Origin of the sequence: Chryseobacterium sp. Leaf405, assembly GCF_001425355.1 — a bacterium.
In the GTDB taxonomy this organism is placed as follows: Bacteria; Bacteroidota; Bacteroidia; order Flavobacteriales; family Weeksellaceae; genus Chryseobacterium.
In genome coordinates this window covers 523,361-547,590 of record NZ_LMQN01000015.1, presented here as the reverse complement: position 1 = coordinate 547,590, position 24,230 = coordinate 523,361, and the positions used below count along the sequence as shown (strand labels likewise).

General features: G+C 35.3%; 22 protein-coding genes and 1 pseudogene. 13 read left to right on the top strand and 10 right to left on the bottom strand.

Translation table 11 applies throughout. The annotated features are described in order from the left end of the window. Nucleotides 1-226: 226 nt before the first annotated feature. The 5 genes from ASG22_RS12370 (at nt 227) to ASG22_RS12350 (ending at nt 5,024) form a co-directional block, all read left to right on the top strand. Complete coding sequence (locus ASG22_RS12370; RefSeq protein ID WP_055984864.1) at nt 227-1,012, top strand: hypothetical protein; 786 nt, start codon at nt 227-229, stop codon at nt 1,010-1,012. 91 nt (nt 1,013-1,103) lie between these two features. Then, the gene (locus ASG22_RS12365) at nt 1,104-1,895 is read left to right on the top strand and encodes a hypothetical protein (protein WP_055984861.1); all 792 of its coding nucleotides are present in this window, start codon (nt 1,104-1,106) and stop codon (nt 1,893-1,895) included. Nucleotides 1,896-2,012: 117 nt separating this feature from the next. Continuing rightward, nucleotides 2,013-2,828 carry a hypothetical protein gene (locus tag ASG22_RS12360; RefSeq protein ID WP_055984857.1) on the top strand — a complete coding sequence of 272 codons (816 nt, stop codon included), beginning with the start codon at nt 2,013-2,015 and terminating at the stop codon, nt 2,826-2,828. A gap of 328 nt (nt 2,829-3,156) precedes the next feature. Next, nucleotides 3,157-4,068: a hypothetical protein gene (locus ASG22_RS12355; RefSeq protein ID WP_055984854.1), complete on the top strand. Its 912-nt coding sequence runs from the start codon at nt 3,157-3,159 to the stop codon at nt 4,066-4,068. Between the two features lie 491 nt (nt 4,069-4,559). Further along, complete coding sequence (locus ASG22_RS12350; RefSeq protein ID WP_055984851.1) at nt 4,560-5,024, top strand: RebB family R body protein; 465 nt, start codon at nt 4,560-4,562, stop codon at nt 5,022-5,024. Nucleotides 5,025-5,080: 56 nt separating this feature from the next. Here ASG22_RS12350 and ASG22_RS12345 read toward each other — a convergent pair whose 3' ends face one another. Continuing rightward, entirely contained in the window at nt 5,081-5,866 is a 786-nt protein-coding gene (locus tag ASG22_RS12345; RefSeq protein ID WP_055984848.1) for a GLPGLI family protein, read from the bottom strand. Between the two features lie 23 nt (nt 5,867-5,889). Further along, nucleotides 5,890-6,144, bottom strand: coding sequence for a hypothetical protein (locus ASG22_RS12340; RefSeq protein ID WP_055984845.1), 255 nt, complete (start codon nt 6,142-6,144; stop codon nt 5,890-5,892). A gap of 179 nt (nt 6,145-6,323) precedes the next feature. Between ASG22_RS12340 and ASG22_RS12335 the strand changes: the two genes are divergently transcribed. Then, nucleotides 6,324-6,707, top strand: a complete 384-nt coding sequence (locus ASG22_RS12335) for a helix-turn-helix domain-containing protein (RefSeq protein ID WP_055984842.1) — start codon at nt 6,324-6,326, stop codon at nt 6,705-6,707. A 41-nt stretch (nt 6,708-6,748) separates the two neighbouring features. Here the strand turns inward: ASG22_RS12335 and ASG22_RS12330 are convergent, their stop codons facing one another. Then, nucleotides 6,749-7,258 carry a hypothetical protein gene (locus ASG22_RS12330; RefSeq protein ID WP_055984840.1) on the bottom strand — a complete coding sequence of 170 codons (510 nt, stop codon included), beginning with the start codon at nt 7,256-7,258 and terminating at the stop codon, nt 6,749-6,751. 238 nt (nt 7,259-7,496) lie between these two features. Between ASG22_RS12330 and ASG22_RS12325 the strand changes: the two genes are divergently transcribed. The 3 genes from ASG22_RS12325 to ASG22_RS12315 all read left to right on the top strand — a co-directional run bounded on the left by ASG22_RS12325 (nt 7,497) and on the right by ASG22_RS12315 (nt 10,020). Beyond that, nucleotides 7,497-8,228 (top strand): hypothetical protein, encoded by a 732-nt coding sequence (locus tag ASG22_RS12325; protein ID WP_055984838.1) that lies wholly within the window; start codon nt 7,497-7,499, stop codon nt 8,226-8,228. Nucleotides 8,229-8,233: 5 nt separating this feature from the next. After that, nucleotides 8,234-8,950: a hypothetical protein gene (locus tag ASG22_RS12320; protein ID WP_055984835.1), complete on the top strand. Its 717-nt coding sequence runs from the start codon at nt 8,234-8,236 to the stop codon at nt 8,948-8,950. A gap of 332 nt (nt 8,951-9,282) precedes the next feature. Beyond that, nucleotides 9,283-10,020: a hypothetical protein gene (locus ASG22_RS12315; protein WP_055984832.1), complete on the top strand. Its 738-nt coding sequence runs from the start codon at nt 9,283-9,285 to the stop codon at nt 10,018-10,020. 69 nt (nt 10,021-10,089) lie between these two features. On the opposite strand, the gene ASG22_RS12310 is transcribed toward ASG22_RS12315, so the two are convergent. The 5 genes from ASG22_RS12310 to ASG22_RS12290 form a co-directional block, all read right to left on the bottom strand. Beyond that, nucleotides 10,090-10,704 (bottom strand): response regulator transcription factor, encoded by a 615-nt coding sequence (locus tag ASG22_RS12310; RefSeq protein WP_055984829.1) that lies wholly within the window; start codon nt 10,702-10,704, stop codon nt 10,090-10,092. Between the two features lie 428 nt (nt 10,705-11,132). Beyond that, on the bottom strand, nt 11,133-12,719 hold the full coding sequence (locus ASG22_RS12305) for a flotillin family protein (RefSeq protein WP_055984828.1): 1,587 nt from the start codon (nt 12,717-12,719) through the stop codon (nt 11,133-11,135). A 26-nt stretch (nt 12,720-12,745) separates the two neighbouring features. Beyond that, on the bottom strand, nt 12,746-13,300 hold the full coding sequence (locus ASG22_RS12300) for an NfeD family protein (protein WP_055984825.1): 555 nt from the start codon (nt 13,298-13,300) through the stop codon (nt 12,746-12,748). Nucleotides 13,301-13,403: 103 nt separating this feature from the next. Further along, nucleotides 13,404-13,652 (bottom strand): NifU family protein, encoded by a 249-nt coding sequence (locus ASG22_RS12295; protein WP_055984822.1) that lies wholly within the window; start codon nt 13,650-13,652, stop codon nt 13,404-13,406. Between the two features lie 42 nt (nt 13,653-13,694). After that, entirely contained in the window at nt 13,695-14,801 is a 1,107-nt protein-coding gene (locus ASG22_RS12290; RefSeq protein WP_055984819.1) for an Mrp/NBP35 family ATP-binding protein, read from the bottom strand. A 256-nt stretch (nt 14,802-15,057) separates the two neighbouring features. On the opposite strand from ASG22_RS12290, the gene ASG22_RS12285 reads away from it, so the two are divergent. After that, nucleotides 15,058-17,862 carry a GH92 family glycosyl hydrolase gene (locus ASG22_RS12285; RefSeq protein WP_055984816.1) on the top strand — a complete coding sequence of 935 codons (2,805 nt, stop codon included), beginning with the start codon at nt 15,058-15,060 and terminating at the stop codon, nt 17,860-17,862. Nucleotides 17,863-17,932: 70 nt separating this feature from the next. On the opposite strand, the pseudogene ASG22_RS12280 reads toward ASG22_RS12285, so the two are convergent. Together ASG22_RS12280 and ASG22_RS12275 are read right to left on the bottom strand one after the other, a co-directional pair. Continuing rightward, nucleotides 17,933-18,646, bottom strand: a pseudogene (locus ASG22_RS12280) (phytanoyl-CoA dioxygenase family protein). A gap of 210 nt (nt 18,647-18,856) precedes the next feature. After that, nucleotides 18,857-20,107 (bottom strand): dicarboxylate/amino acid:cation symporter, encoded by a 1,251-nt coding sequence (locus tag ASG22_RS12275; protein ID WP_055984813.1) that lies wholly within the window; start codon nt 20,105-20,107, stop codon nt 18,857-18,859. Between the two features lie 222 nt (nt 20,108-20,329). On the opposite strand from ASG22_RS12275, the gene ASG22_RS12270 reads away from it, so the two are divergent. The 3 genes from ASG22_RS12270 (at nt 20,330) to ASG22_RS12260 (ending at nt 24,184) form a co-directional block, all read left to right on the top strand. Beyond that, complete coding sequence (locus tag ASG22_RS12270) at nt 20,330-20,824, top strand: BON domain-containing protein (RefSeq protein WP_055984811.1); 495 nt, start codon at nt 20,330-20,332, stop codon at nt 20,822-20,824. 2 nt (nt 20,825-20,826) lie between these two features. After that, nucleotides 20,827-21,246, top strand: a complete 420-nt coding sequence (locus ASG22_RS12265) for an SH3 domain-containing protein (RefSeq protein WP_055984808.1) — start codon at nt 20,827-20,829, stop codon at nt 21,244-21,246. A gap of 184 nt (nt 21,247-21,430) precedes the next feature. Next, complete coding sequence (locus ASG22_RS12260; protein ID WP_055984805.1) at nt 21,431-24,184, top strand: outer membrane beta-barrel protein; 2,754 nt, start codon at nt 21,431-21,433, stop codon at nt 24,182-24,184. Nucleotides 24,185-24,230 lie beyond the last annotated feature (46 nt).

The following is a 24,230-nucleotide window of genomic DNA, read 5'->3' as shown; positions in this document are numbered from 1 at the left end:
CACGTGTTTGTCATATTAATATGACACATTTATCATATTAATATGACAGGCATTATCATAAAAAAAAAGTATAAGATTTTATCTTTGCTGAAACAGATGATAACTATTGAAACAAAATTCTCATTTCACGGAATTTTATCCGTCGCATTTCACAGAATACTTAATATAACAAACACATACTCTTAGTTTATCTAAACTTTATTATAAAAACTTAAATAACTACAAAATGAAAAAAATTCTATCAGTTCTATCCCTTATAGTATTGGGAACAACATCGTATTACACCCAGGTAGGTATACAGACCGAAAATCCGCAGGCAACTTTCCATATTGACGGTGCTAAAGATAATCCCACAACAGGAACTCCCAATGCTGTTCAACAACTAAATGATGTAGCCATTACCTCAACAGGAAATGTGGGAATAGGAACAATAACACCTACAAATAAAGTAGAAATCAATTCCGGAACAGCCAATACTTCCGGTCTTAAACTGACCAATCTTACTGCAACTACTCCCATCGGGATTGGGCAGACGATTGGAGTAGATGCCAACGGAAACGTAATTACCATGGCAAATGCTACCGCTGCAACCGTACAGACTTATGAGGTTTCATATAGCAGTGGAAATGCTTACAATGTAAACGATTTAGGCTGGACTATTGTTTCAGAAACCCCACAAAACCTAACAATACCTACAGGTGGAAAAGCCATATTTATCAACTTCATGCTCGGAATTGATTATGGTGGTATCACTCCTACTGGCTCAGGTTACAGTTATTACACTGCAATGTTATATGTAGATAATAATCCTACCAATGTATATTTAACAGTACAGGAAAGTGGACCAGGCAGTCAGGCACAATTTAATTTAAGCACCGTAAAATTTCTATCTCCAGGTAATCACACATTAGATATAAGAATGAGGAGAACCTTTGCAGGAGGCGTTGCTAGTGGAGTGAGTATCAGTTGCCGTCCCATATCAATGAGCTTTAATGCGTCTTATATCAATTAATACGATTCTAAAAACATACTTATACAATAAAAGTCTCCCTTCGGACAGGCTTTTACCAATAACAATATTTATTAATTATAAAAATACTATTATGAAAAAGACAATTATTATCTTTTTACTTCTTGCCACAACAAGTATAAAAATTAATGCCCAAGTGGGGGTACAGACACCAAACCCGCAAGCAACTTTCCATATTGACGGGGCAAAAGATAATCCTGCAACGGGGGCACCTTCAGCTGCTCAGCAAGCCAACGACGTTGCAATAACTTCTACAGGTAGAGTTGGTATAGGAAATCTTACACCCGCTACGAAACTAGATATTAATAATGGAACAATTGCTGGAGCGATAAAAATTGTAGATGGAACACAAGGAGCAGGAAAGGTTCTGACTTCTGATGCCAATGGTGTGGGAACATGGTCACCAACACCTGCTACAGCTCTTTATTTTTTATCCACCTTTACAGGGAATGGAAATGCTGAATTTACAGGAACTTCTAATCCTGTTGTTGGTGCTGAACTTATGTCTTCCACACAGCGATTCTTAGTAAATGCAGCTTCAGGAGTACGAAACTTAGGTCCTGCAACTACTTATACAAGCGGAGCAACAGGACTTTCTTACACAATACCGCAAAATGGATTGTATAGAACAACATTATATACTGATTTTGGATATCCTAATGCTAGAATAGGTGTGGCTGCGTTTAGAGGAACATCTCGAATAAAAATTAATGTAGATTATATTGGTACAAATTTAGCAGCCACAATGATTAATTTGTGGGATTTGGAGGCGGGTGATGTAGTGGTTCCGGTTTCTCTTGGTACAGAACCAGCACCTTCGCTTCAACTTGTAGAAACAACTTTTTCTGTTGAGCGTGTAAATTAAAATTTTACACTCGCAATATTCTTAAACACACTTAAATTATATTCATTCCCTTTTACAGGCCTCCCTTCGGAAAGGCTTTTACCAATAACAATATTTATTAATTATAAAAATATCATTATGAAAAAGACAATTATTATCTTTTTACTTCTTGTCATGACAAGCATAAAAATTAATGCCCAAGTGGGGGTGCAAACGCCAAATCCACAAGCAACTTTTCATATTGACGGAGCAAAAGATAATCCTGCAACGGGGGCACCTTCAGCTGCTCAGCAAGCCAACGACGTTGTGATAACTTCAGCTGGAAATCTGGGTATCGGTACTACTACACCCAATTCGTCTTCGGCATTAGAAATAACCACTACCAGCCAGGGACTTCTTCCTCCACGTATGATAAATACTCAGAGGGATGCCATTGTCTTACCCGCAACAGGATTAATGATCTATTCTTTAACCAGTAATTGTCTTCAGATCAATAGCGGAACCCCCACCGTACCGAATTGGGGATGCGTTGCCAATCAGGGCGGCGGCGGAACAGCAGTGGTACAGGTAAATTCTTTTACGCCTAATACCGCTGCGGGAGGTATTGCCAGTGAAATCTGTTTAGGGAGCATTTGTGTAAGACATACCGGAACGGCTCAGGAAGGAAGTATTCAATTAAGAAGCAATACGGGAGCATCCATTCCCAATTCCAGTGTAGCAGGATTTCAAGTAGCTACCAGTGGGATAAATGAGGGAAACACATCTATCGGAGCCCTTACCACTTCTTATGTGACATATTACAGAGGGGGTGCCAGTGGCGGAGAATTTATCAACTACCAGATATGTACCGGAAACGGAGAAAATTACAGAGCTTTTCTAACATTGGTTTCACCAACATTGAATGCAACTGCCGGAACTGCTATGTATCTTTTAAATGTAGAAAGAATAAGATAATACGATTCTAAAAACACACTATAACAGAATGATCCCTACAACGTCTGCTTTTGAGCAGACTTTTTTATTGCACTAATAAATAAATCCGACATATTCCCCTAACACTCGTTTGTCATATTAATATGACACAACTGTAATATTAATATGACACGCATTACAATAAAAAAAAGATATAACATTTTATCTTTGCTGAAAAAATACAATAACTTTTTAAACAATATTCTTCTTTTAAAGAATTTCGTCCACCACATTCCACAGAATACTTAATATAATAAACACATCACCTGAGTTTATCTAAAATTTATTATAAAACTTAAACAACTACGGAATGAAAAAAATTGTCTCACTTCTATCCCTAATTTTATTAGGAACAACAACGTATTATGCCCAAGTGGTGGGTATAAATACACCCGATCCGGGTTCTACCCTGCAAGTTAATGGTTCTTTAGCAGCTCAGTACAGAGCTATATCCGCAACAACCTATGCAATGAATGAGACAGATTTTCACGTTTCTTATACAGGAACTGGCAATGCAACGTTTACATTACCCGCAGCAATTAACGGAACCGGAAATTTCAAAGGAAGGCTGTATACCATTAAGAATAACACTGCGTATACTGTGGTTATTAATCCAGCAGCTTCTGAAACCATTGGAAACAATACGGCAGTTGCGCTGGGAGCTAATCAATCACTGCAAATTATTAATACAGGTCTTACGGGAGCAGCAGCAACCTGGGAAATAATAGATAATCCTACCGTTAATTTTGGAGACGTAAAAATGTCATTTAGCAAGGTTGATCATCATGGATGGGTTTTATTAGATGGGCGACTTTTATCTACTCTCACGAGTACACAGCAAGCACAGGCAGCAACACTTGGTTTCACGACTAATTTACCCGATGCTACTAATCGAGTAATGCGTGCAGGACAATGTACGAATTGTTTAGGTTCTGTTGCGGGAAGTGATACCGTTACATTAACCCGAGCAAATTTACCAGATGTAAATTTTACAGGATCAACTGGTTTTGATGGCGCACATAACCATTCAGTACCAGTTTCACAAGTTGGAGCCGGACTTGGCTCATTATACGTAGTGGGGGGAACAGGTCAAATTTCTACAGTCAATGGTGGGGGGAATCACTCTCACTCTGTTACGGTAAGCTCAGGTGGATCTGGGACAGCCTTTAATACATCCAACCCATATATGTTTTTTAATGCTTTTGTTTATCTTGGGTCTTAAGCTCATAATATTTTTTTTAAACAATACTGCATTAAAAAAACAAAAATAAGTAATTCGACAGATTCTAAAAACACACCACTATAATAGGATGATCGCAAAAAGTCTGCCCTTCGGGCAGACTTTTTGCGATCAAACAACTTTATACTTTACCACCATACCTTTAGCGACTTAAAAAGTATCTCTACCCCCTTTTATAGTACCTCTACCCTTGTGTATAAGGGGTGATACCCTCTTCGGAAGTGGTTGTACCCCCTTACCTAACCGGATATAACCCCTTCGGAAGGGGGGGCATCCCCTTACTAAACCCCCTACAGGCACTTCGGAAGGGGCTGAAGGTACTTAGGGAACGGGCTGTAACCCGTGCAATAAGGGGTTACGCCCACTTATACAAGGGGATAAAGGTACTTTGAGGTTTAATAATAAAAGCTACGTGTATCTTCATGATGTCTCAAAATGATTATCTTTGGTTACTAAACTAATAACTGTTTCTCATGTCACAAACACAATTATCACCAACTCAAATCAAGGCGTACAATGATGTATTTGTAGAATGTCTTTCCCAATTGAATAATCTGGCTCACGAGCAAAGAGCAATGGTAATTCAGGAGGCAAGTTTGGTACTTCAGGAGATTAATCGTTCTGTTTCTGAAAATCTTCCGCAACCCACTGCTCCGTCTGCAGATACCGAACCTGAGCCGGCAAAAACGGAAAGCCTGAATACAGAAACTGCCAATCTGCCACCCACTACCGAAAATCCTGCATCCGAAGATCGAGATTCTTTTTACAACAATCTCATCCAAGCTTTGAGTATGGCTCAGCAGAATGCCGTTAATGCTCAAAACCAAAATTATATTTTAGCTCAAGCCGCTCTCACGCAGGGGATTATGCAAATGTACTCTTTAGAGAGTTTTAGTGAAGCCTTTAATTTCTTAAACAAAATCAAACAAATAAAATAAGGTAATATCATATATTAAGGGTAAAATAAAAGCACCTGTAAATACAGGTGCTAATCTTAACTTTCTAATGAATTATTATCCTTTTTAAGTACTTCAATCATTTGATCTCTCTTTTCTTTTGGTATGGTTTTTCTTTCGGGATAGGGATTGCTTTTAAATTCTTGTCTCTTTTTAAGATATTGTTCCCTTGTAACAGGTATACCCTTTTGTAGAGGTTTTATTTCAAGCTGTTTTTTCTCTATGCCTATAGCTTTGAATGAATGGTAGTTTTTTTCATCACTAATTTCCAAAATCAAACCCGATAATCCTTTAAATCTATAAGGTCCATCCGAAATAGGAATCTCTTTAGTGTACCAAGCTGTATATATCCTATTATTAAAGATAGTAGTCGCCTTATTACAAGAATATCCAAGAATTGTCTCGACATCTTTGTAATCGGTTTTCCATTTTAAATATGTGTTTTCAAATGTAAAAAAATCCCTTGAAATATTTCCAGTAACGAAAATTTTTGAGCCTTCTCTGTACACTGAATATCCAACTTTATATTTAGGTAAATCAGCAGTTCTAATTTCTACATTTGGAGAAGTCTGAGCTGCTGCCGTTGCTTTAGCAATAACTTCTCTTGCTGCCAGATATTGTTGACTGAAATATATTGATGAATTAGAATTCGCTTGCAAAACCATAATTTCTTTCATTCTATGATTAACATCTATGTCCATAGTATCTCTAATAAAAGAATATTCATAATGAATTTCAATATCTGATACTGACTTTTCATCTTTTTTTTGAGAAAAAACAAAAGAAAAAGAGATCAATAAAATAATTAAAAAGTATTTATACATATTTATTAAAAGTTTAAGTTTGATTATGGCCAATAACCAGCCATCATTGGATTTTCAAATGTTGCAGAACATTCATCTTCCATTTGTTGCAAATCTGTTAAATAGCAATCTATTTGATCATTAGGACCTACATTTACTATTTGTGTATATCCGCAAGACGATGTTAGGGTGATTGGATGGTAAATAAGCTTTGATTCAGCCTTAACTTCTTTTTCAGAAGTATTAGCACTTACTAATCCTGCAACTCCCAGAGTTGCCATAACAATGAATTTTTTCATGTTTTTAGAATGTGTTAAATTAATAATTTTTTTTTCGTTAAAAGTATTTCGCGAAACTTTTCACAAAGATGTGGAAGTAGTCCCTAACTGACAATTCCATCTAGAATAAAATACTATTCCGTTTGGAATAAGGATTTTCTGACAAAAAGTTTATCTTTACATTTCAATTTCCAAATAGTATGAATAACGGTATTGGTTTTAAAATAAAAAAATTGCGAGAACAGCAGAGCATTTCTCAGGAAGATCTGGCTCATCAACTGGATATTTCTCAAAGCTATCTCAGCAAAATAGAAAGTGGAACTATAGAGAAATTAGATTTTATTTTTATGCAGAGAGTTGCTGAATTCTTTAAAATTGAACCTCAATATTTTTTAGACGATCAAATTGTTCAGAATAACTCTGATAATAATCACAACTCCGCTGTTGGAAATATATATAGTACTGTAACAATTCATAATTCAATCGCTGAAGAAGTTTTGAAAAATTTAGTTCAAAATCAAGAACAAATCAGCCAGCTCATGGAAATGCAGAGTAAACTGATTGAAAAGCTTTTAAATAATTAAATCCGCAAAACATTCTGCGGATTTTTTTGCTTTCCAAAAGATTACTTCTCCGTGTCTTTAGGATCAACATTCTCAGTCGGGTTGGTTGGTTTTTGTGCAGATGTTGTGATAAAAAACTGTTTCATATCTGTATAAATCACATTAGATCCCGGCACATTTTCCTCTGAAAGATATTTCATATTCCTGTAAAATGTAATCGAGTTGTGGTAATTATCATGATCGAGCAAGGTTTTGGTATCAGAAAGCTGCTCTGTAAGAGAGCTTAACCTCTGTAATCTCATCTCGATCTGTTCTCTTGCGGTATAATCTTTATCGAATTCCGGTTTGTTTAAAAATCCGGGAACATGCTGCGGGTACTGCTCCATATAGGTTTTCGCTTTGTTGACGAACAGCTTGTTCTGCTCGGCAATTCTGCCATATTGCTGCCTAAGTTCAGGAGTAAGATTAATGGTTTTCCCAACGAGCACCCCTTCAATACTGTTGATTGCATCGTCTATTGTTGCCAGATCGCCGGCAGAAAAAGTTACACTGATTAAATTGTCTAACGCCATGGTATATTTTTTTGTTGTTATACTCAAAATAATTCATCATTAATGAGAAAAGCAAATCATTCTTGTAGTATTAATATGACAACATTGTCATATTAATACTACAAAACCTGTTATAGAATAAAGATTTAAAAATCTACTTTTGTCAAAAGAAAAATAACCTGATAAATAATAATTAGCATTAAAAATAATAGCAATTTTTCTCCTATTACTTTAAAATAATCTCACATACACTAAGAACATGAAAAAAATCACAACAACGTTACTGTTTTTGACTATTGGAAATGCAGTTTATTTAGCTCAAGTTGGTATCAATACAGATAATCCTCAAACCACATTTCATATTGACGGAGCTAAAGATAACCCCTCAACAGGCGCTCCAATAGCAGCTCAGCAGGCTAATGATATAGCTATTACATCTGCAGGAAACGTGGGAATTGGCACTACTGTTCCATCTACAAAATTAGATATTGTAAGTTCTACTGCCGGCGCCCTTAAAATCGCAGACGGTACACAAGGTGACGGGAAAATCCTGGTATCTGATGCTAATGGTGTTGCGACGTGGCAAAATTCTTCCCCCGCAGTTATTATTAACTCTTCTACAGGAGGTGCCATATCAATTGCAGGAACTCTCACCTATCTGGGTGCTGCCGCAACAGTTACCATTCCCGGATACTATCTTATCAGCCCTAAACTGATTACAGATTATGCTCCAGCTAACTGTTCCGCCTTTATTGCTTATAACTTAAGCACTAACAGTACAACTTTACAGAATGCAGCATTTCCTTTACAGGAAGCCCATTTTGCCTCTACACTCGGTACCAATAATTTTATATACTCAACCAATGTAGCATATCTTACTGCAGCCACTTACTATATGTTGGTAAGATATGGTGCAAGCTCACCCTGTACTTCACATATAAGCAGAAACACTGCCTCACAAAATAGCTTCACTTTAACCCTACTAAAATAAAAAGCATGAAAAATGTTATTGTTTTAAGCATATTATTATTTTCTGCTATTGCATTCGGTCAGATTGGCGTGAATACAGAAAATCCACAGGGCATTCTGCATATTGACGGCGCAAAAGACAACCCCGCAACCGGAATACCTTCTACAGCACAGCAGGCTAATGATGTACTTATAAATTCTTCCGGTAACCTTGGTATAGGCACTACTACTCCCTCTAATAAAGTAGATATTACCAAAACAATACCCGGAGCAGTTAAAATCACAGATGGCACGCAGGGCAACAATAAAATATTTGTATCTGATGCCAATGGTACAGGTACATGGCGAAATACCTCTCCTGCAGTAGTGATTGAATCTAATGCAGGAGATCTGCGTACAGTGGGTACAACTGCTACTTATCTGGGCGCCAGCGCAACCGTAACAATCCCAGGATATTATGCAATAAGCCCAAGATTTATCGGAGATAAGAACCCAGCCAACTGTAGCTCTCTTGTCGCATATAACCTGAGTACAAGCTCTACAACACCTACAAATTTAGTATATCCTGTAGATGCACATTTCCCCGGAGGAACCAGTTCATTTGATTTTATATATTCATCGAGCATTGCTTATTTAAATACAGGAACCTATTATATGCTTGTACGAAGAGGAGGTGGATGTACAACATACACCAGCCGAAATAATATAGGACAAAACGGGTTTACTTTGGTTTTATTAAAGTAATACCAATCGATTCTAAAACACACAAATAATTTTTGATCCCTCAAATTTATTGTAAAATCTGCTGATGGCAGATTTTTTTGGTTGATAAGAGTCTTATGCCTTAAGAAATTCTAAACTGATTAAGTTATATAAAGCCATAAAAAGAAAAAAGCAATATTTTTTGTAGTATTAATATGACAAAAATGTCATATTAATACTACATGATTAGCTATAAAAAAAAGAATTAAAAACATATTTTTGCTTCAAAGAAAAAATAACCAAATAACTCCTCTATTAAGAATTACTAAAGTAATCATATTACCTTATTAAACTAATACTTACATACTAAGAACATGAAAAAACTCACTGCATCTTTACTGCTTTTGTCCTTTGGAAACACAGCCTATTTCGCACAAGTAGGTATTAATACACAAAATCCGCAAACGATATTTCACGTCGATGGTGCTAAAGATAACCCTGCAATCGGGACACCAAATGCAGCCCAGCAGCTTAATGATGTTGTGGTAACTTCTTTAGGAAGAGTGGGCATAGGTACTAATGCACCTACCAACAATCTGGAAGTCAATAGTGGTACGTCCGGTACGTCCGGGGTAAAATTAACACAACTGCCTAATGCTCCTGTTCTATCAACTGATGCCAGCGGAAATATTATATCAAATAATTTTGAAACTGCCGGGGTATACGTAACGAAGCAGCGTCTTATTCTTGCCAATCCAAATATTGTTATCAACAGCGGTTCCGGCAATTATTCTTTCAGATACAGTGCAAGTACAACGGGGGGATATTGGCAAATGAGAATAAATACCGGCGCAGCAAGACAATTCAATACCTGGGATACTGAATATTATGGTATTAATACAGGTGGAAATGTATGGCAGGGAAGATATCTACAAACCATAAACCCAAATACATGGACAAGTCTTGATCCTAATAATGCAGCAGGTGGTTCTAACGAATACAATACTATGCACGTTTACGATTTGGGAACCGGAGCTATTGTAAGATTAACAACAACGATTATTAATATTGGAACACCGGTATATGAATCATTAATTGTAGAAGAGTTCTAAATAATAAACAGGTTCTAAAAACACAAATTAAAAGCTTCCGATGAAAAATTTCACCGGGAGTTTTTATCTTTAATGTATGTCATCATAGATCCTCACGAGGTCTACGACGCTTTTTACTTTCAGCTTTTCATATATTTTTTTCTTGTAGGTACTTATTGTAGACATCTTAAGATCAAGATTATTGGAGATTTCAATATTTCCATGACCTTCCGCCAAAAGTTTAAATATCTGAAACTCTCTTTTGGAAAGCCTGTCCACAGATTTAATTTCATTGGGTTGATTCACGAGTTTTTTCATCATGTCAGCCGTATAATAATATCCTTCTTCAAATATAGATGAGATTCCTTCTAAAATTTCTGTTTCCGAAGCGCCTTTAAATAAATATCCTGCTGCACCTTCTTCTATGTATTGAATCCCTACATTTTCATCATAAGTCGAAAATATTAAAATTTTAAGCTGTTTCTGCTTTTTCTTTATTTCCTTTACCATAGCTTTAAAAATACTCTGTGGTATATCAATATCAAGAATTAACAGATCATAGGTCTTTTTAGATACCTTTTCTTTTGTTTCGGCATATGTTTCAGCAAAATCTATTGTACACGGGTATTTTAGTTTTGTTTCAAGTAAAAGTGCTGTACCGGTTCTCACAACATAGTATCCGTCAGCAATGAGTATGTTCTTCATAGTTTATTTAGTTTTGAGCGATCGTTAATCATAATAGCTGAATTTATATATGAAAAAAAATCTTTTCTTATTTTAACAAATTGCTATACAAGTAGTAGACCAATACTAATTTTTTCAACAAAAATAAAAACAGACTTATATCATTTTTTTTCCAAAAATGCTCCTGACTATAAGAGCACTAAATTCACCTGATAATCGTAAGCCTACAAATATGCTCATTCAAAAATTGTATGTATACAAGAATATTACAGATCACTTCACTTTATAATTTTGTAAATAATTTGCACAAAAGTAACACTTATAAAATTCACAGTACCATAGAATTATTACTACTAAAAAATATTTTATTTTACAGTCTTTATTAGAAAAATTAAATACAAAAAGGCGGATAAAAAATCCACCTTTTATACTGTAATAATTTGAGTTATTTATGTATTTGGCGGTGTAACATCCTTAGATCCATCAATTTCCAAAGCTTTTCCATCTGTATGGTTTTGACTTTTCTCTATACTGTTTGTTTTGATTTCTTTTTTGGCATCTTCCGGTTTTCCTTTCAGATAATCCGGTAAATTAAGTCCCGCCATATTAAAAAGATCATTCAACGGAGGTACGGTTTTCATCATTCCCGATACAAAATTTGCCGTCGAGCTGTTTCCGTCGTTTCCGTTTCCGCTATCCCAAACCGTTACTTTATCAATCTTAATATTCTTCACAGCTTCCACCTGAGTTTTAACCAATTCCGGAAGTTTCTCGATCAACAATAACTGGAATGCACTGTTGGTATCTCCTCCCGCTGCCTGCACGATTTTGTCGTAACCTTCTGCCTGCTTTGTTAAGATTTCATATAAACCTTTTGCTTCAGCTTCCATTTTTGCAAAAATAGCATCTGCCTCCCCTTTTGCCTGCAATCTAATTTTTTCAGCTTCTGCCTGTGCATCAATAATTGCTTTCTGCTTGGCAATTTCTGCAGGAACAACAATGTTTGCCTGCTGAGTTGAACGTTCTCTTTCTGCTCTGGCTGTTTCTGCTTTTTGTTCTGCCAGATACGATTCTTCCAAAGATCTTGCTGCCTGTACTTTTTCTGCTGCGGTTGCGATTCTTAATGCTTCTGCTTCTTTTTCCCTCCTTTCTGCATCGGAGTTGGCAATGGTTATTTTTGCTTCGTTCTCTCCTTTTACCGCAATGGAGTTGGCTAATGAAGTTGCAATTCTGGATTCTTTTGCCGCTTCTGCTTTACCAATCGATTCGTCTTTAATTGCTGCTGCAATACTAATTTCTTTATCTTTTTGGGTGATTGCTATTTTCACATCTCTGTCTCTCTGCGTTTCGGCAATCTGAGTATCTTTTTCTCTGTCTGCGATGGCTTTTCCAGTTTCTCCGATCTTCGTTTGTTCTGCAACGCTGATGATCGCTTCGTTGATTGCTTTTGCCGCCGCTTCTTTACCTAAAGCCTCAATATATCCCGATTCGTCTCTGATATCGGTAACGTTTACATTGATTAATTTTAAACCAATTTTCTTTAACTCCGTATCTACGTTTTTAGAAATATTATCTAAGAATTTATCTCTATCTGAATTGATTTCTTCAATCGTCATCGTAGCAATTACCAAACGAAGCTGCCCAAAAAGTATATCTTTAGAAAGCTCCTGAATTTGCTCCTGCGCCAATCCTAATAATCTTTCTGCCGCATTTCCCATAGAATCCGATTCTGTGGAAATCGCAATAGTAAATCGACACGGAACATCCACACGGATATTTTGCCTTGAAAGTGCATTGGTAAGATTCGCTTCAATAGAAATTGGTTTTAGATCGAGATACGCAAAATCCTGGATAACCGGCCATACAAAGGCACCACCACCGTGGATACATTTTGCAGAAGTACCTCCTGTTTTACCATAAATTACTAAAATTTTATCCGACGGACATCTTTTATACCTTGAAATAAGAGCCAAAAATGTGACGAATAGTACAAATACAATTACTACTACGAGAATTAATGTTCCTGGTACTGCCATAAAAATGATTAAATAGTTTATATAAATTAAATTTTTGCTACAATAAGTGTCTTATCATAAATATAAATAACCCGTACAGAATAATTAGAAGGGATATTTTCTTCGGATTCTGTCATTGCCTGAAGCTCATGACTCGTTCCGTTTAAGGAGATTATGATTTTACCTTTCCCGCTCATCTTGGAAGGAATCGTTAAGTAAACTTCTCCTACTTTCCCGATAAGATCATCCTGTTTAAAGGTATTATCTTCTGTAAGTTTTAAAATCTGAATAATTAAAAAGAAAAACAGCACCACAAAAGCGATTCCTATTACTATAGAAACAAAGATTAGAAGACCTTTGCTTTCGATTGAATTGTAAAAAGCAACTCCACCCCATCCGAAACCTAGCAAAAAATTAATCAAGTTACGTAAAGAAAATAACTGAAAAGGGGTATCGTGACTTACATCTCCATCAAGATCAGCAGAATGATCGGTTCCGATAAATGTAAGAATAGTCTGAATTAAAAAGAATAAACCAGAGCCTAAGGCAATATACCAAAACCCTTGGTGAAGAGAATCTAAATTTTCAAGAAATTCAAACATAATTTGTGCGTTTTCTCAAATGTAACGAAAAAAGTTGAGATTCTAAAGCCTAAAAAAAGACAGACCTCTAAAAGATCTGTCTTAAAAAATATATTTTTAATTTTTACTCTACGCTTATTACTTTTTCAATTTCGGGAGCGTGCTGCTTGATTGTATTTTCTACCCCAAGCTTCAGGGTTGAATAATTTAATGAACAACCGGAACAGTTTCCTAAAAGTTTTACATAAACCAAGTTGTCTTTCACATCGATAAGCTCTATATCTCCCCCGTCTTTATTCAAAAACGGGCGAATGCTTTCCAAAGCTTCCATTACTTTCGTTACGGTTTCTTCGTGTTTTATATTTGTTTCCATATTTTTTGCTTCAGTCAATTCGGTTTTTCAAATCGAAACTTATTATTTTGCTTTTGGCGAACATCCCGCCATTGTTGTAATTTTTACGGCTTCAGTCGGAGGAAGAAATTTATTTCTTTCTACCAAACTTTCTACCATTTTGCGGGCAGCATCTGTATAAATATCAGCAATTTTAGAACCTTCCTGCAAAGCAGCCGGTCTTCCGATATCTCCGGCTTCTCTGATACTTTGGATCAATGGAATTTCTCCCAATACTGGAATTCCCAAATCATCTGCTAAATATTGTGCTCCCTGGTTTCCAAAGATATAATATTTATTGTCAGGTAATTCTTCCGGTGTAAAATACGCCATATTTTCTATCAAACCAAGAACCGGAATATTAATACTTTCCATCTGGAACATAGCAATTCCTTTTCTAACGTCTGCCAAAGCTACATGCTGAGGAGTACTTACAATCACAGCACCCGTAACCGGAACTTCCTGAATGATAGACAAATGAATATCACCCGTTCCTGGAGGAAGATCAATCAATAAGAAATCCAATTCTCCCCAATCTGCATCTCTGATCATCTGGTTCAATGCTTTAGAAGCCATCGGACCTCTCCAAACTACTGCTTGGTTAGAACCTGAGAAGTATCCTATTGAAAGCATTTTCACACCATAATTTTCGATAGGTTTCATTAAATTCTTACCATTTACCTCAACAGAAATTGGTTTTTGACCTTCTGTATCAAACATAGTAGGAACAGACGGACCGTAAATATCGGCATCCAATAACCCTACTTTAAAACCCATTTTTGCCAACGTTACTGCCATATTTGCTGCAACTGTAGACTTACCAACACCTCCTTTTCCGGAAGCAATGGCGATAATATTTTGAATTCCCGGAATTTGTTTTCCTTTGATCTGACTTTGCTGAATTTCGGTCGGTTCAGGAGAAACGATCTTTAATTTAAGATTAATTTCTTCCCCGAATTCGCTTGCAAAAGCCTGTTTCATGGCTGCCTCCAACTTTTTCTTTTCATGCATTGCAGGGGAATGAGCGGTCATATCAATATATACATCGTTGCCCATAACCTGAAAATTGCTCACCAAGTCATCAACTTCTATCTCTTTAAGGAAATTTTGTACCTTTTCTTTCGTCAACATATACTAAATAAATTGTTTACAAATTTACGCAATTTTTAGCTATTTAGAATAAGTAAACAGACTGATAGATATTTTCTTTTGTGAAATAGTTTTTCACGGCATTTTAAAAATATGGAATAAAATATCCACATTAATTACTGATTTTAAAACACTTACAATAATTATTTATGATTCAAAACCCCTAAATTCAATTTACTGAAATTTCGTTAGATTTGTTTACAATCTGTAATAAGTAAAAATTATATCAAACAAACTAATGAACTCTAAAAAATTCATCTTACTTTTTTTTCTCACTTCCTTTTGTTTACAAGCCCAGAATTATTCACAATATGTTAATCCATTTATTGGAACTGGCGGGCACGGGCACACCTTTCCGGGGGCAATTGTTCCGTTCGGAATGGTTCAGCTTTCACCTGACACCAGAGTCGACGGAAGCTGGGACGGCTGCAGTGGTTATCACTACTCAGATTCTGTGATTTATGGTTTTTCTCATACACATTTGAACGGAACAGGAGTTTCGGATTACGGCGACATTATGTTGATGCCAACAATGGGAAATCCGAGTTTGGACAATAAGGAATATTCATCGAAATTTTCACATAAAAACGAAAAAGCTTCGGCAGGATTTTATTCTGTTAAATTAGATAAAAACAATATTGATGTTCGATTAACGACAACGAAAAGAGTCGGTTATCATGAATACACTTTTAATAATGCCGGAAATGCAAACATTATCTTAGATTTAAATCACAGAGATAAATTGTTAGAAGGTGAAGTAAAAATCATCGATGACAAAACGATTGAAGTTTTCCGCAGAAGTGAAGCCTGGGCAACCAACCAATATATATACGCAAGAATTGAGTTTTCTAAACCAATGAAAATTTCAAAAAAACTGGTAAATGGAAAGGATGAAAAAAATCTTTTCACAGGAACTAAATTAGCTTTAGCTTTTTCAACCAATGTTAAAAAAGGAGAAAAAATCAATGTAAAAGTGGCAATTTCTCCGACAGGTTATGAAGGTGCAGGAAAAAATATGTTAGCTGAAGGCAAGTCTAATGATTTTGCTGAAATTCAAAAGAATGCGGTCGTAGATTGGAACAAAGAATTATCAAAAATTGAAGCAAAATCTTCCGACAAAGATAAATTGACGGTTTTCTACACAGCAATGTATCACGTTTTCACGCAACCAAACATTAATATGGATGTTGACGGGAAATACAGAGGTCGCGATAACAAGTTTTACACGGCAAAAGATTTCGATTATTACTCCGTTTTCTCTCTTTGGGATACTTTCAGGGGAGCACATCCTTTGATGACTTTAATCGATAGAAAAAGAACGGCAGATTTCATCAATACCTTCATAAAACAATATGAGCAGGGCGGAAAACTTCCGGTTTGGGAACTGGCTTCCAACGAAACAGAATGTATGATTGGCTACCACTCAGTTTCCGTAATTACAGATGCGATGGCAAAAGGAATCACAGGTTTTGATTATGAAAAAGCATTCCAGGCTTCTAAAAACTCTGCTATGTTAGATATTTTTGGATTAAATGCTTATAAACAGAACAATTATATTGCTATTGATGATGAACACGAAAGTGTTTCAAAAACCGTAGAATATGCTTATGACGACTGGTGTATTGCCCAGATGGCTAAAATTTTAGGTAAAAAAGAAGATTACCAGTATTTCATGAAACGTTCTCAAAACTGGAAAAATTTGTACAATCCAAAGAACGGATTTATGCAGCCAAGAAAGAACGGAAACTGGTACGAACCGTTTGAACCAAGAGAAGTAAATAACAATTATACAGAAGGAAATTCGTGGCATTACTCCTATTCTGTTCAGCAGGATATTCCGGGATTGATTGCTGCTCATGGCGGAAAAGAAAAGTTTGAACAGTTTATTGATGCTATTTTCTCTGCTCCAGACCAGACGATGGGTAGAGAACAGGTGGATATCACAGGTTTAATCGGACAATATGCTCAGGGAAATGAACCGAGCCATCATATCGCTTATCTTTATAATTATGTCGGAAAGCCTGAAAAAACGGATGCGAAAATCAAATATATTTTAGATAATTATTACAAAAATACTCCGGACGGTTTAATCGGAAACGAAGATTGCGGACAAATGAGTGCGTGGTATATTTTAAGTGCAATGGGAATATATTCTGTAACTCCGGGATTACCTGAATGGCAGACGACGAAGCCTTATTTTGATGAAGTTAAAATTCATCTGGAAGATGGAACAACAAAAATAATTACCAAAAATACTAGCAGAGACGAACTCAAAAAGTTAGGCTTTGAAAATGCAAAACCATTCAAAGATTTCAAATATGATGAATTGACGGCAACGCCTGTAGTTTCAGCAGACCGACTTTTTGATATAAATACAAAAGTTACGATCACTCCATTGAATCCGAATGATAAATTGTATTATATGACAATGGATGAAGGTGACACAAATGTGAGAAAAACTTTTAAAGTCTATAAAGAACCTTTTACGATTACAAAAACGACACAGGTTTCTGCTTATGCTGAGAGAAATGATGAGAAAAGTTCGGTTGTAACGGCGAACTTCAACAGAAGACCGAATCATTGGGATATTACTGTGAATGCTAATGTAAATCCACAATATACAGCAGGCGGAAAATTTGCTTTGATTGATGGAATCAACGGTGCGGTAAACTGGAGAAAAGGCGAATGGCAGGGGTATCAGGGACAGACCTTTGAAGCGATTATCGACATGAAATCACCTCAGCCGATCAACCAATTGTCATCAACCTATCTGCAGGACAGTAAAGCATGGATTTTAATGCCGAAAAAGGTGGAATATTATGTTTCAAATAACGGTAAAGATTACGTTCTTCTGAAGACTGTTGACAATACAGTAGATCCGAAAGATGAGACAATCCAGATTAAAGAATTCTCAACAGATGTTCTTCTGACTGAAGCCCGTTTTGTAAAAGTAAAAGCGTATCACTTTGGAAAACTTCCTGACTGGCATCTGGGAGCCGGCGGAGATTCTTATATTTTTATTGATGAGATTTCTGTGAAATAATTTTTAAAAACTTAATTGAATATAAAACCCTTTCGAAAATTTCGAAGGGGTTTATTTTTACGATAAATTATCAATTCATTCTTTCTGACCAATTGAGCTCTTCCGGTAATTCGATATTCGAAAATTCGATGTGAATTACTCTTCTTTTCTTTCCGTTGGTTGTTCTGTTGGAACCGTGAAGAAGTAAAGGTTTCATAATCATAATTCCGCCTTTTTCTACGTTGCAAATTGTCTCAGATTCTATTGTTCAGTCAATGGTTTGCGGTCTGTAAATTCCTTTGGAGTGAGATGTTGAAACAACTTTCAGTGCACCATTATTTTCATCCGTATCATCCAGATGAATTCTGATCGTGAAAACATTTTCCAAAATATTTAAAGGAGGCTGAACGGCAAACTGATTCTGCTTTGTTGTCCAAGGTCCGAAATTTTCCAGTTCTATCTTTTTATCAACTGAAATCGTCAAATCCTGATGATAAGCAACATACCAGTTCGATTTTTCAGGCTTATCAAAATAAATACTTTTTACGACAAAATAATTTTCACCAAAAATTTCTCTGATGATTGTTTTTAAATTTTTATTAAAAATCAAATCTTTTACTTCCGGAATTTCCTTTAAAAACTGTCTAATCGCAAACAAATCTTCTGACTTTCTGAACGTATCTTTTGAAGTATCTATATTTTGAATAGCTTCACTTATTCTTTCAATTTCTTCATCAGAAAAAATATTGTTGATAACTGTGAAGCCGTTTTCTGTAATTGAGTTTTTATGGTTTTGTAAATTCATTTAATAATTTAGCTTTTATTTAGATCTGTTTTAAACGCAAAGATTACAAAGATTTTTTTAGAATAATTGAGAATATTTTTCGTTCGCAAAAGCATTTCATTCAGCAATGTAATATAAATATTTACAATTTTTATTAAAAATAAATGGTCAATAATGAACTATGAAAAAATTCACTATTGACCATTCATCAGCATAAGCTAGATTAATATTTTACATATCTCCGCCATGATTATCCAACTGCCCTTCCCATTTTGAAACGGCTGAGGTTGCTAAAGCATTTCCAAGAACGTTGGTCATACTTCTTCCCATATCGCAAAAATGATCGATTGGTAAAATTAAAGCAATACCTTCCGGCGGAATTCCGAACATAGAACACGTTGCTACAATGATTACTAAAGAAGCTCTCGGAACTCCTGCAATTCCTTTCGAGGTTAACATTAAAACTAAAAGCATGGTAATTTGTTGTCCGATTGTCATCTCAATACCATAGATCTGAGCAATGAAAATCGACGCAAACGTCATATACATCATACTTCCATCCAGATTGAAAGAGTAACCTAATGGCAAAATGAATGATACCACTCTATTGTTACAACCGAATCTTTCCAGTTCTTCCACTAATTTCGGGAAAACTGCCTCGGAACTTGTTGTTGAAAATGCAATTAGTAAAGGTGATTTTATTCTTCTTAATAATTCGAAAAGTCGGTTTCCTAAAATTAAGTATCCTACCAATAATAATATAAGCCAGAGAATTCCTAATGCAAAGAAGAAATCTCTCAGGTAAATGGCATATACTTTAAATATCTCAAAACCATTGGTTGCTACCACGGCTGCAATGGCTCCCAACACTCCAAGCGGGGCAAACCACATAATGTAGCCAACCATTTTCAGGATTCCGTGGGCTATAATGTCGAATAATTTGATGACCGGCTGAGCATATTCTTCACCCATATTGGCTAAAGCTACTCCAAACATAATAGAGAAAACTACGATCTGTAGCACTTCATTCGTCGCAAAAGCTTCAAAAATACTTTTAGGGATGATATGTTTAACAAAGTCTTCCATTGAGAATCCTTTGCTGCTTTTCAATAGTTCTTCTGCGGAGGCCGCATCCTGAATCGGCAATTTGGTAACATGACCGGGTTCTAACCAATTAACAAGCATCAAACCGATAAAAAGAGAAACCAACGAAGCAGAAATAAACCACAACATAGCTTTTGTGCCTACTCTTCCGATCATTTTAATGTCACTCATTTTGGCAATTCCCACCACTAGAGTTGTGAAAACCAACGGTGCAATGATCATCTGTACCAATCTGATGAAAACAGTTCCTAATAATTTTATATTTTTAGAAAAAGGTTCTGCACTTTCCGGATATTGGGTATGTACAAATCCGCCAATGGCAACACCGATGATGAGTGCGATAATAATTGCGATAAACAATTTATTTTGTCCTTTCATATCAATAATTCAAGTTTCGCAAATATAATATTTTTACAGTTGGTACAATATTTCATTTTATCAAGATTTATATTATGTTAAATCAAACACATTTTATAAATAACATTTTGACTTACAAAACATTGTGAAAAAATTTTCGTCTATTTATCATTTATTTATTCTTTTGGTATACATTTTATTATTACATTTACCTGTATTAACAACATTAATAAATATACAACTATGAAAAAAACTATCGCAATGGCTGCATTGGCTGTAGCTGTGTCTTTCGGGGCAGTTTCTTGTAAAAAGAAAGTTTCTGATGCCGACCTTCAAACTCAGGCTACAACTGTTGTAACAACAAATCCCAGTGCTTCTGTAGAAGTAAAAGACGGTGTTGCTCATTTAAGTGGAACTTTCGAATCTCAGGAAGCAAAAGATGCAATGATTAAGAATCTAAAAGCCATTAACGGTGTAAAAGATGTTATGGATATGGCAACTGTTGCTTCAACTCCACCACCTCCGCCACCAGTTGAAACAACTTCGGCTATTGCGCCTGAAGTTCAGCAAAAAGTAAAAGATGCAGTAAAAGATATTCCCGGAGTAAAAGTAGAAGTAGTAAACGGGGAATTAACGCTTACAGGAACCGTTTCTGCTACAGATGCAAGAAAAGTAAAAGAATCTGTAGATGCTTTGAAAGTTGGAAAAGTAAATTATAATTACACTGTAAAAAAATAACAATGAGCACATTACAAGACAAATATTCAAGCGTAGTTTCTGCTGCTCAGTCTGCAGGAATTTCAGGGTTACAAGTTCAGGAACAAGATGGAATTCTGTATGTTTCAGGAAGTGCTTCAAATACCGCTGCAAAAGATGCAGTTTGGAATGCTTTAGGAGCTATTGACTCTACTTATTCTGCATCAGATATTAACATTGACGTTCAGGTTGCCGGTCTTGCTGCGGGTTCAGCACTTACTGTTGCAACAGATGACTCCAATTTAAACATCAGACAAGAGCCTTCTACCGATGCCGCTGTTGTTGGAAAAGCTGCGAAAGGTGCTTCGGTAACTTTAGTAGAGCAAACTTCTGACGACTGGTGGAAAGTGAAAACTGACGACGGGCAGGAAGGTTATGCCTATGCAAGATATTTAAGAGCTTAATTCAAACAGAATTTAACTTTTATCTAAAAATAAACATCTCTATTAAGGGGTGTTTTTGTTTTTAAATGAAATATTTATTTATTAATTATAAGTTCAGACGAAAACATTAACTCTATTTAACTTAACAAGTCCCGTGAAGGGGAAGTTTTTTTTATATTTTTGTGATTCTAATAACCTAAATTTAATGAGGAAAATAGTATTGCTGCTGGTATTAGCGTTCAATTTCGTAATTCTGAATGCTCAAAAATTAAATATTGACGGAGAAGTTCTCAACTTTGAAAAAAAACCAATTGAAAATGCGACGGTTTATCTCCTAAAACAAAAAGATTCATCTATTGTGAATTACACCGCAACCAACCGAGACGGTAAATTTGCATTGAAAACAGACGAATTAAAAGAACCTACAGTTCTGAAAGTGGACGCTGAGAAATCAATTTCTTATTCTAAAAGCTTCGAAAAAATAGATAAATCATTTTCTTTAGGAAAAATTGAGCTTGAAAAAAATCTGGTTTCCAATATTGAAGAAGTAAAAATTACGGTTTCGCCTGTAAAGATTAAAAAAGATACAATTGAGTTTAATGCTTCAGCGATAAAAGTTCGTCCCGACAGTAAAATTGAGGAACTTTTAAAACAAATTCCAGGCGTAGAAATCAATAATGAAGGGAAAATTACTGTAAACGGAAAGGAAGTCGATCAAATTATGATCAATGGGAAACCATTTTTTGATAAAGACGGAAAAATTGCTTTACAAAATCTTCCTGCTGATATTATCAAAAATATTCAGTTTACTACGACAAAAACCAAAGAGGAAGAATTATCCGGAACAACGGCAAAATCGAATAATGCAACCATTAATTTTAATATTGATGAAAAGAAAAACAAAGGTTTTCTCTCAAGACTTACAGCCGGTTATGGTTCGGATAAAAGATATGAAGGCAGCGCACTTTTAAGTTATTTTAAAAATGATACTAAACTTAGTTTACTCGCTTCATCCAATAATATCAATTCTCAGGGGTTTTCTAATGATGAAATTTTCGACAGTATGGGACGAGGAAGAAATTCGTGGATTATGCAGGGATCATCGGTGGTAAGAAATGGAAGTTCAACATATTATGTGCAGGGAAATAATAACAAAGGTATTCAAAGATCTACAACAGTTGGTTTTAACTACAGTGATAAATTCGGGAAAGATGCAGATTTAGAGAATCTTAGTTTAATTCACCTTAATAACAATCTGGAAACAAAATCAAAAGTTTCACGAACTACTTTGCTTCCGGATTATACTTTAAAAACCGATTCGGAAAGTAATGGTGAGAATGAATCAAGACAATATAATTTTGATATTGCAGCAAGAGTACGATTGGATTCTCTGACAAGTATTTATTTTTCTCCGTCTTTTTCAAGATCTGAGGGTTTTAGTTTTAATAATTCAAAATCATCCACTTTCAGAGACAATATACTTCTTAACGAAAGTAACTCTTACACAAGTTCGGATTCTGAAAATAACTCTTTTAATCCCAACATTTATTTGTCTAAAAAGTTCAGAAAAAAAGGAAGAGTTGCCTACGCCAATATGAACAGTTCAATTTCTGAATCTAACACTGATAATTTAAACAGATCTCAAACCACATTTGATCAAAGTGCAGATAACAGAAATCAGCTTTCCAGAAAAAAAGAACAAAGCTCCAATTACCTTTTCAGTGCGGGATATACAGAACCCATCTCAGATTCTGCCACTATCAGTTTGGAGCTGCAGTATAATTCGCAGATTTTCAGAAACCTGAGAGATGTTAATGATTTTAATGATAACAGCGGTGAATACACAACTTATAATTCGCTTCTTTCCAACAGTATGAATCAGAAAATCAACCAAATTGCACCCGAATTATCTTTTGCAATCAATAAAAAGAAAATAAATGCCTGGGGATCGATAAGTGCAGAATTTTCTGATATGAATGTAAATTCTGGTTTTAACGGTCAGCAATACGAACTTCAGAAGAATTTTGTACTTCCAAAATATAATTTAGGTGGTCAATATCAGTTTACTCAAAATAAAAGACTGAGTTTGTACCATTTTTCAGATAATACAATTCCTACGGCAGAACAGCTTTCGCCTTATGTAGATTTTTCAAATCCTTTGGTTACCTATGAAGGAAATCCTGATCTGAAAAGTGCTTGGAGCAATATGACTTATCTTTATTTCAGTAATTATAATATGGTAAAAAACATCAATTATTACCTGAATGTAGGATTTACATATAAGGACAATGATATTATAAATTATTCATATTATGATGCAGACGGAAAACAACATATTACTTATGCGAATGTAAGCGGAAATAAATATTTCAATTTGGGAGGAAGCTTCAGTAAAACATTTAAATGGAAAGAAAATAAACTTACTATTAATCCAAGATTTAATATGATGTATTCTCTAAGCAAAGGGTTCATTAATAGTCAGGAATATGTTAGTAATTATTATACTTTCAGTCCTGGATTCAACCTTACGTATGAAATTAAGGACAAATTCACCATAAAACCGTCTTATTCATTAAACTATAATTTATCAAAATATGAAAATTACAGCATTGATGAGGTAAACACAAACAATCAGACCTTGAAACTTGAGCTTACCAATTATATTTTAAAAAGCAGACTGGTTATAGGAAATGATTTTGAATACAATACAACTTCCAATATTGCCCCAGGTTTCAAAAGAGATTTCTATTTCTGGAATACAAGTGTAGGATATTCATTCTTCGACAAACAATTAACTGCAAAAGTGAAAGTTTATGACGTCCTGAACCAAAATCAAAGCGTTAGAAGAACGATTTCCAATGCCTATTTTGAAGACCGTGAAGATCTTATTTTGAAACGTTATGTGATGTTTTCATTGACGATGAAACTTAATAAATTTGCAGGAAAGAAAATGAAATAAATATCATTACCAATATCTAAACAGCCGGAAAATTATTTCCGGCTGT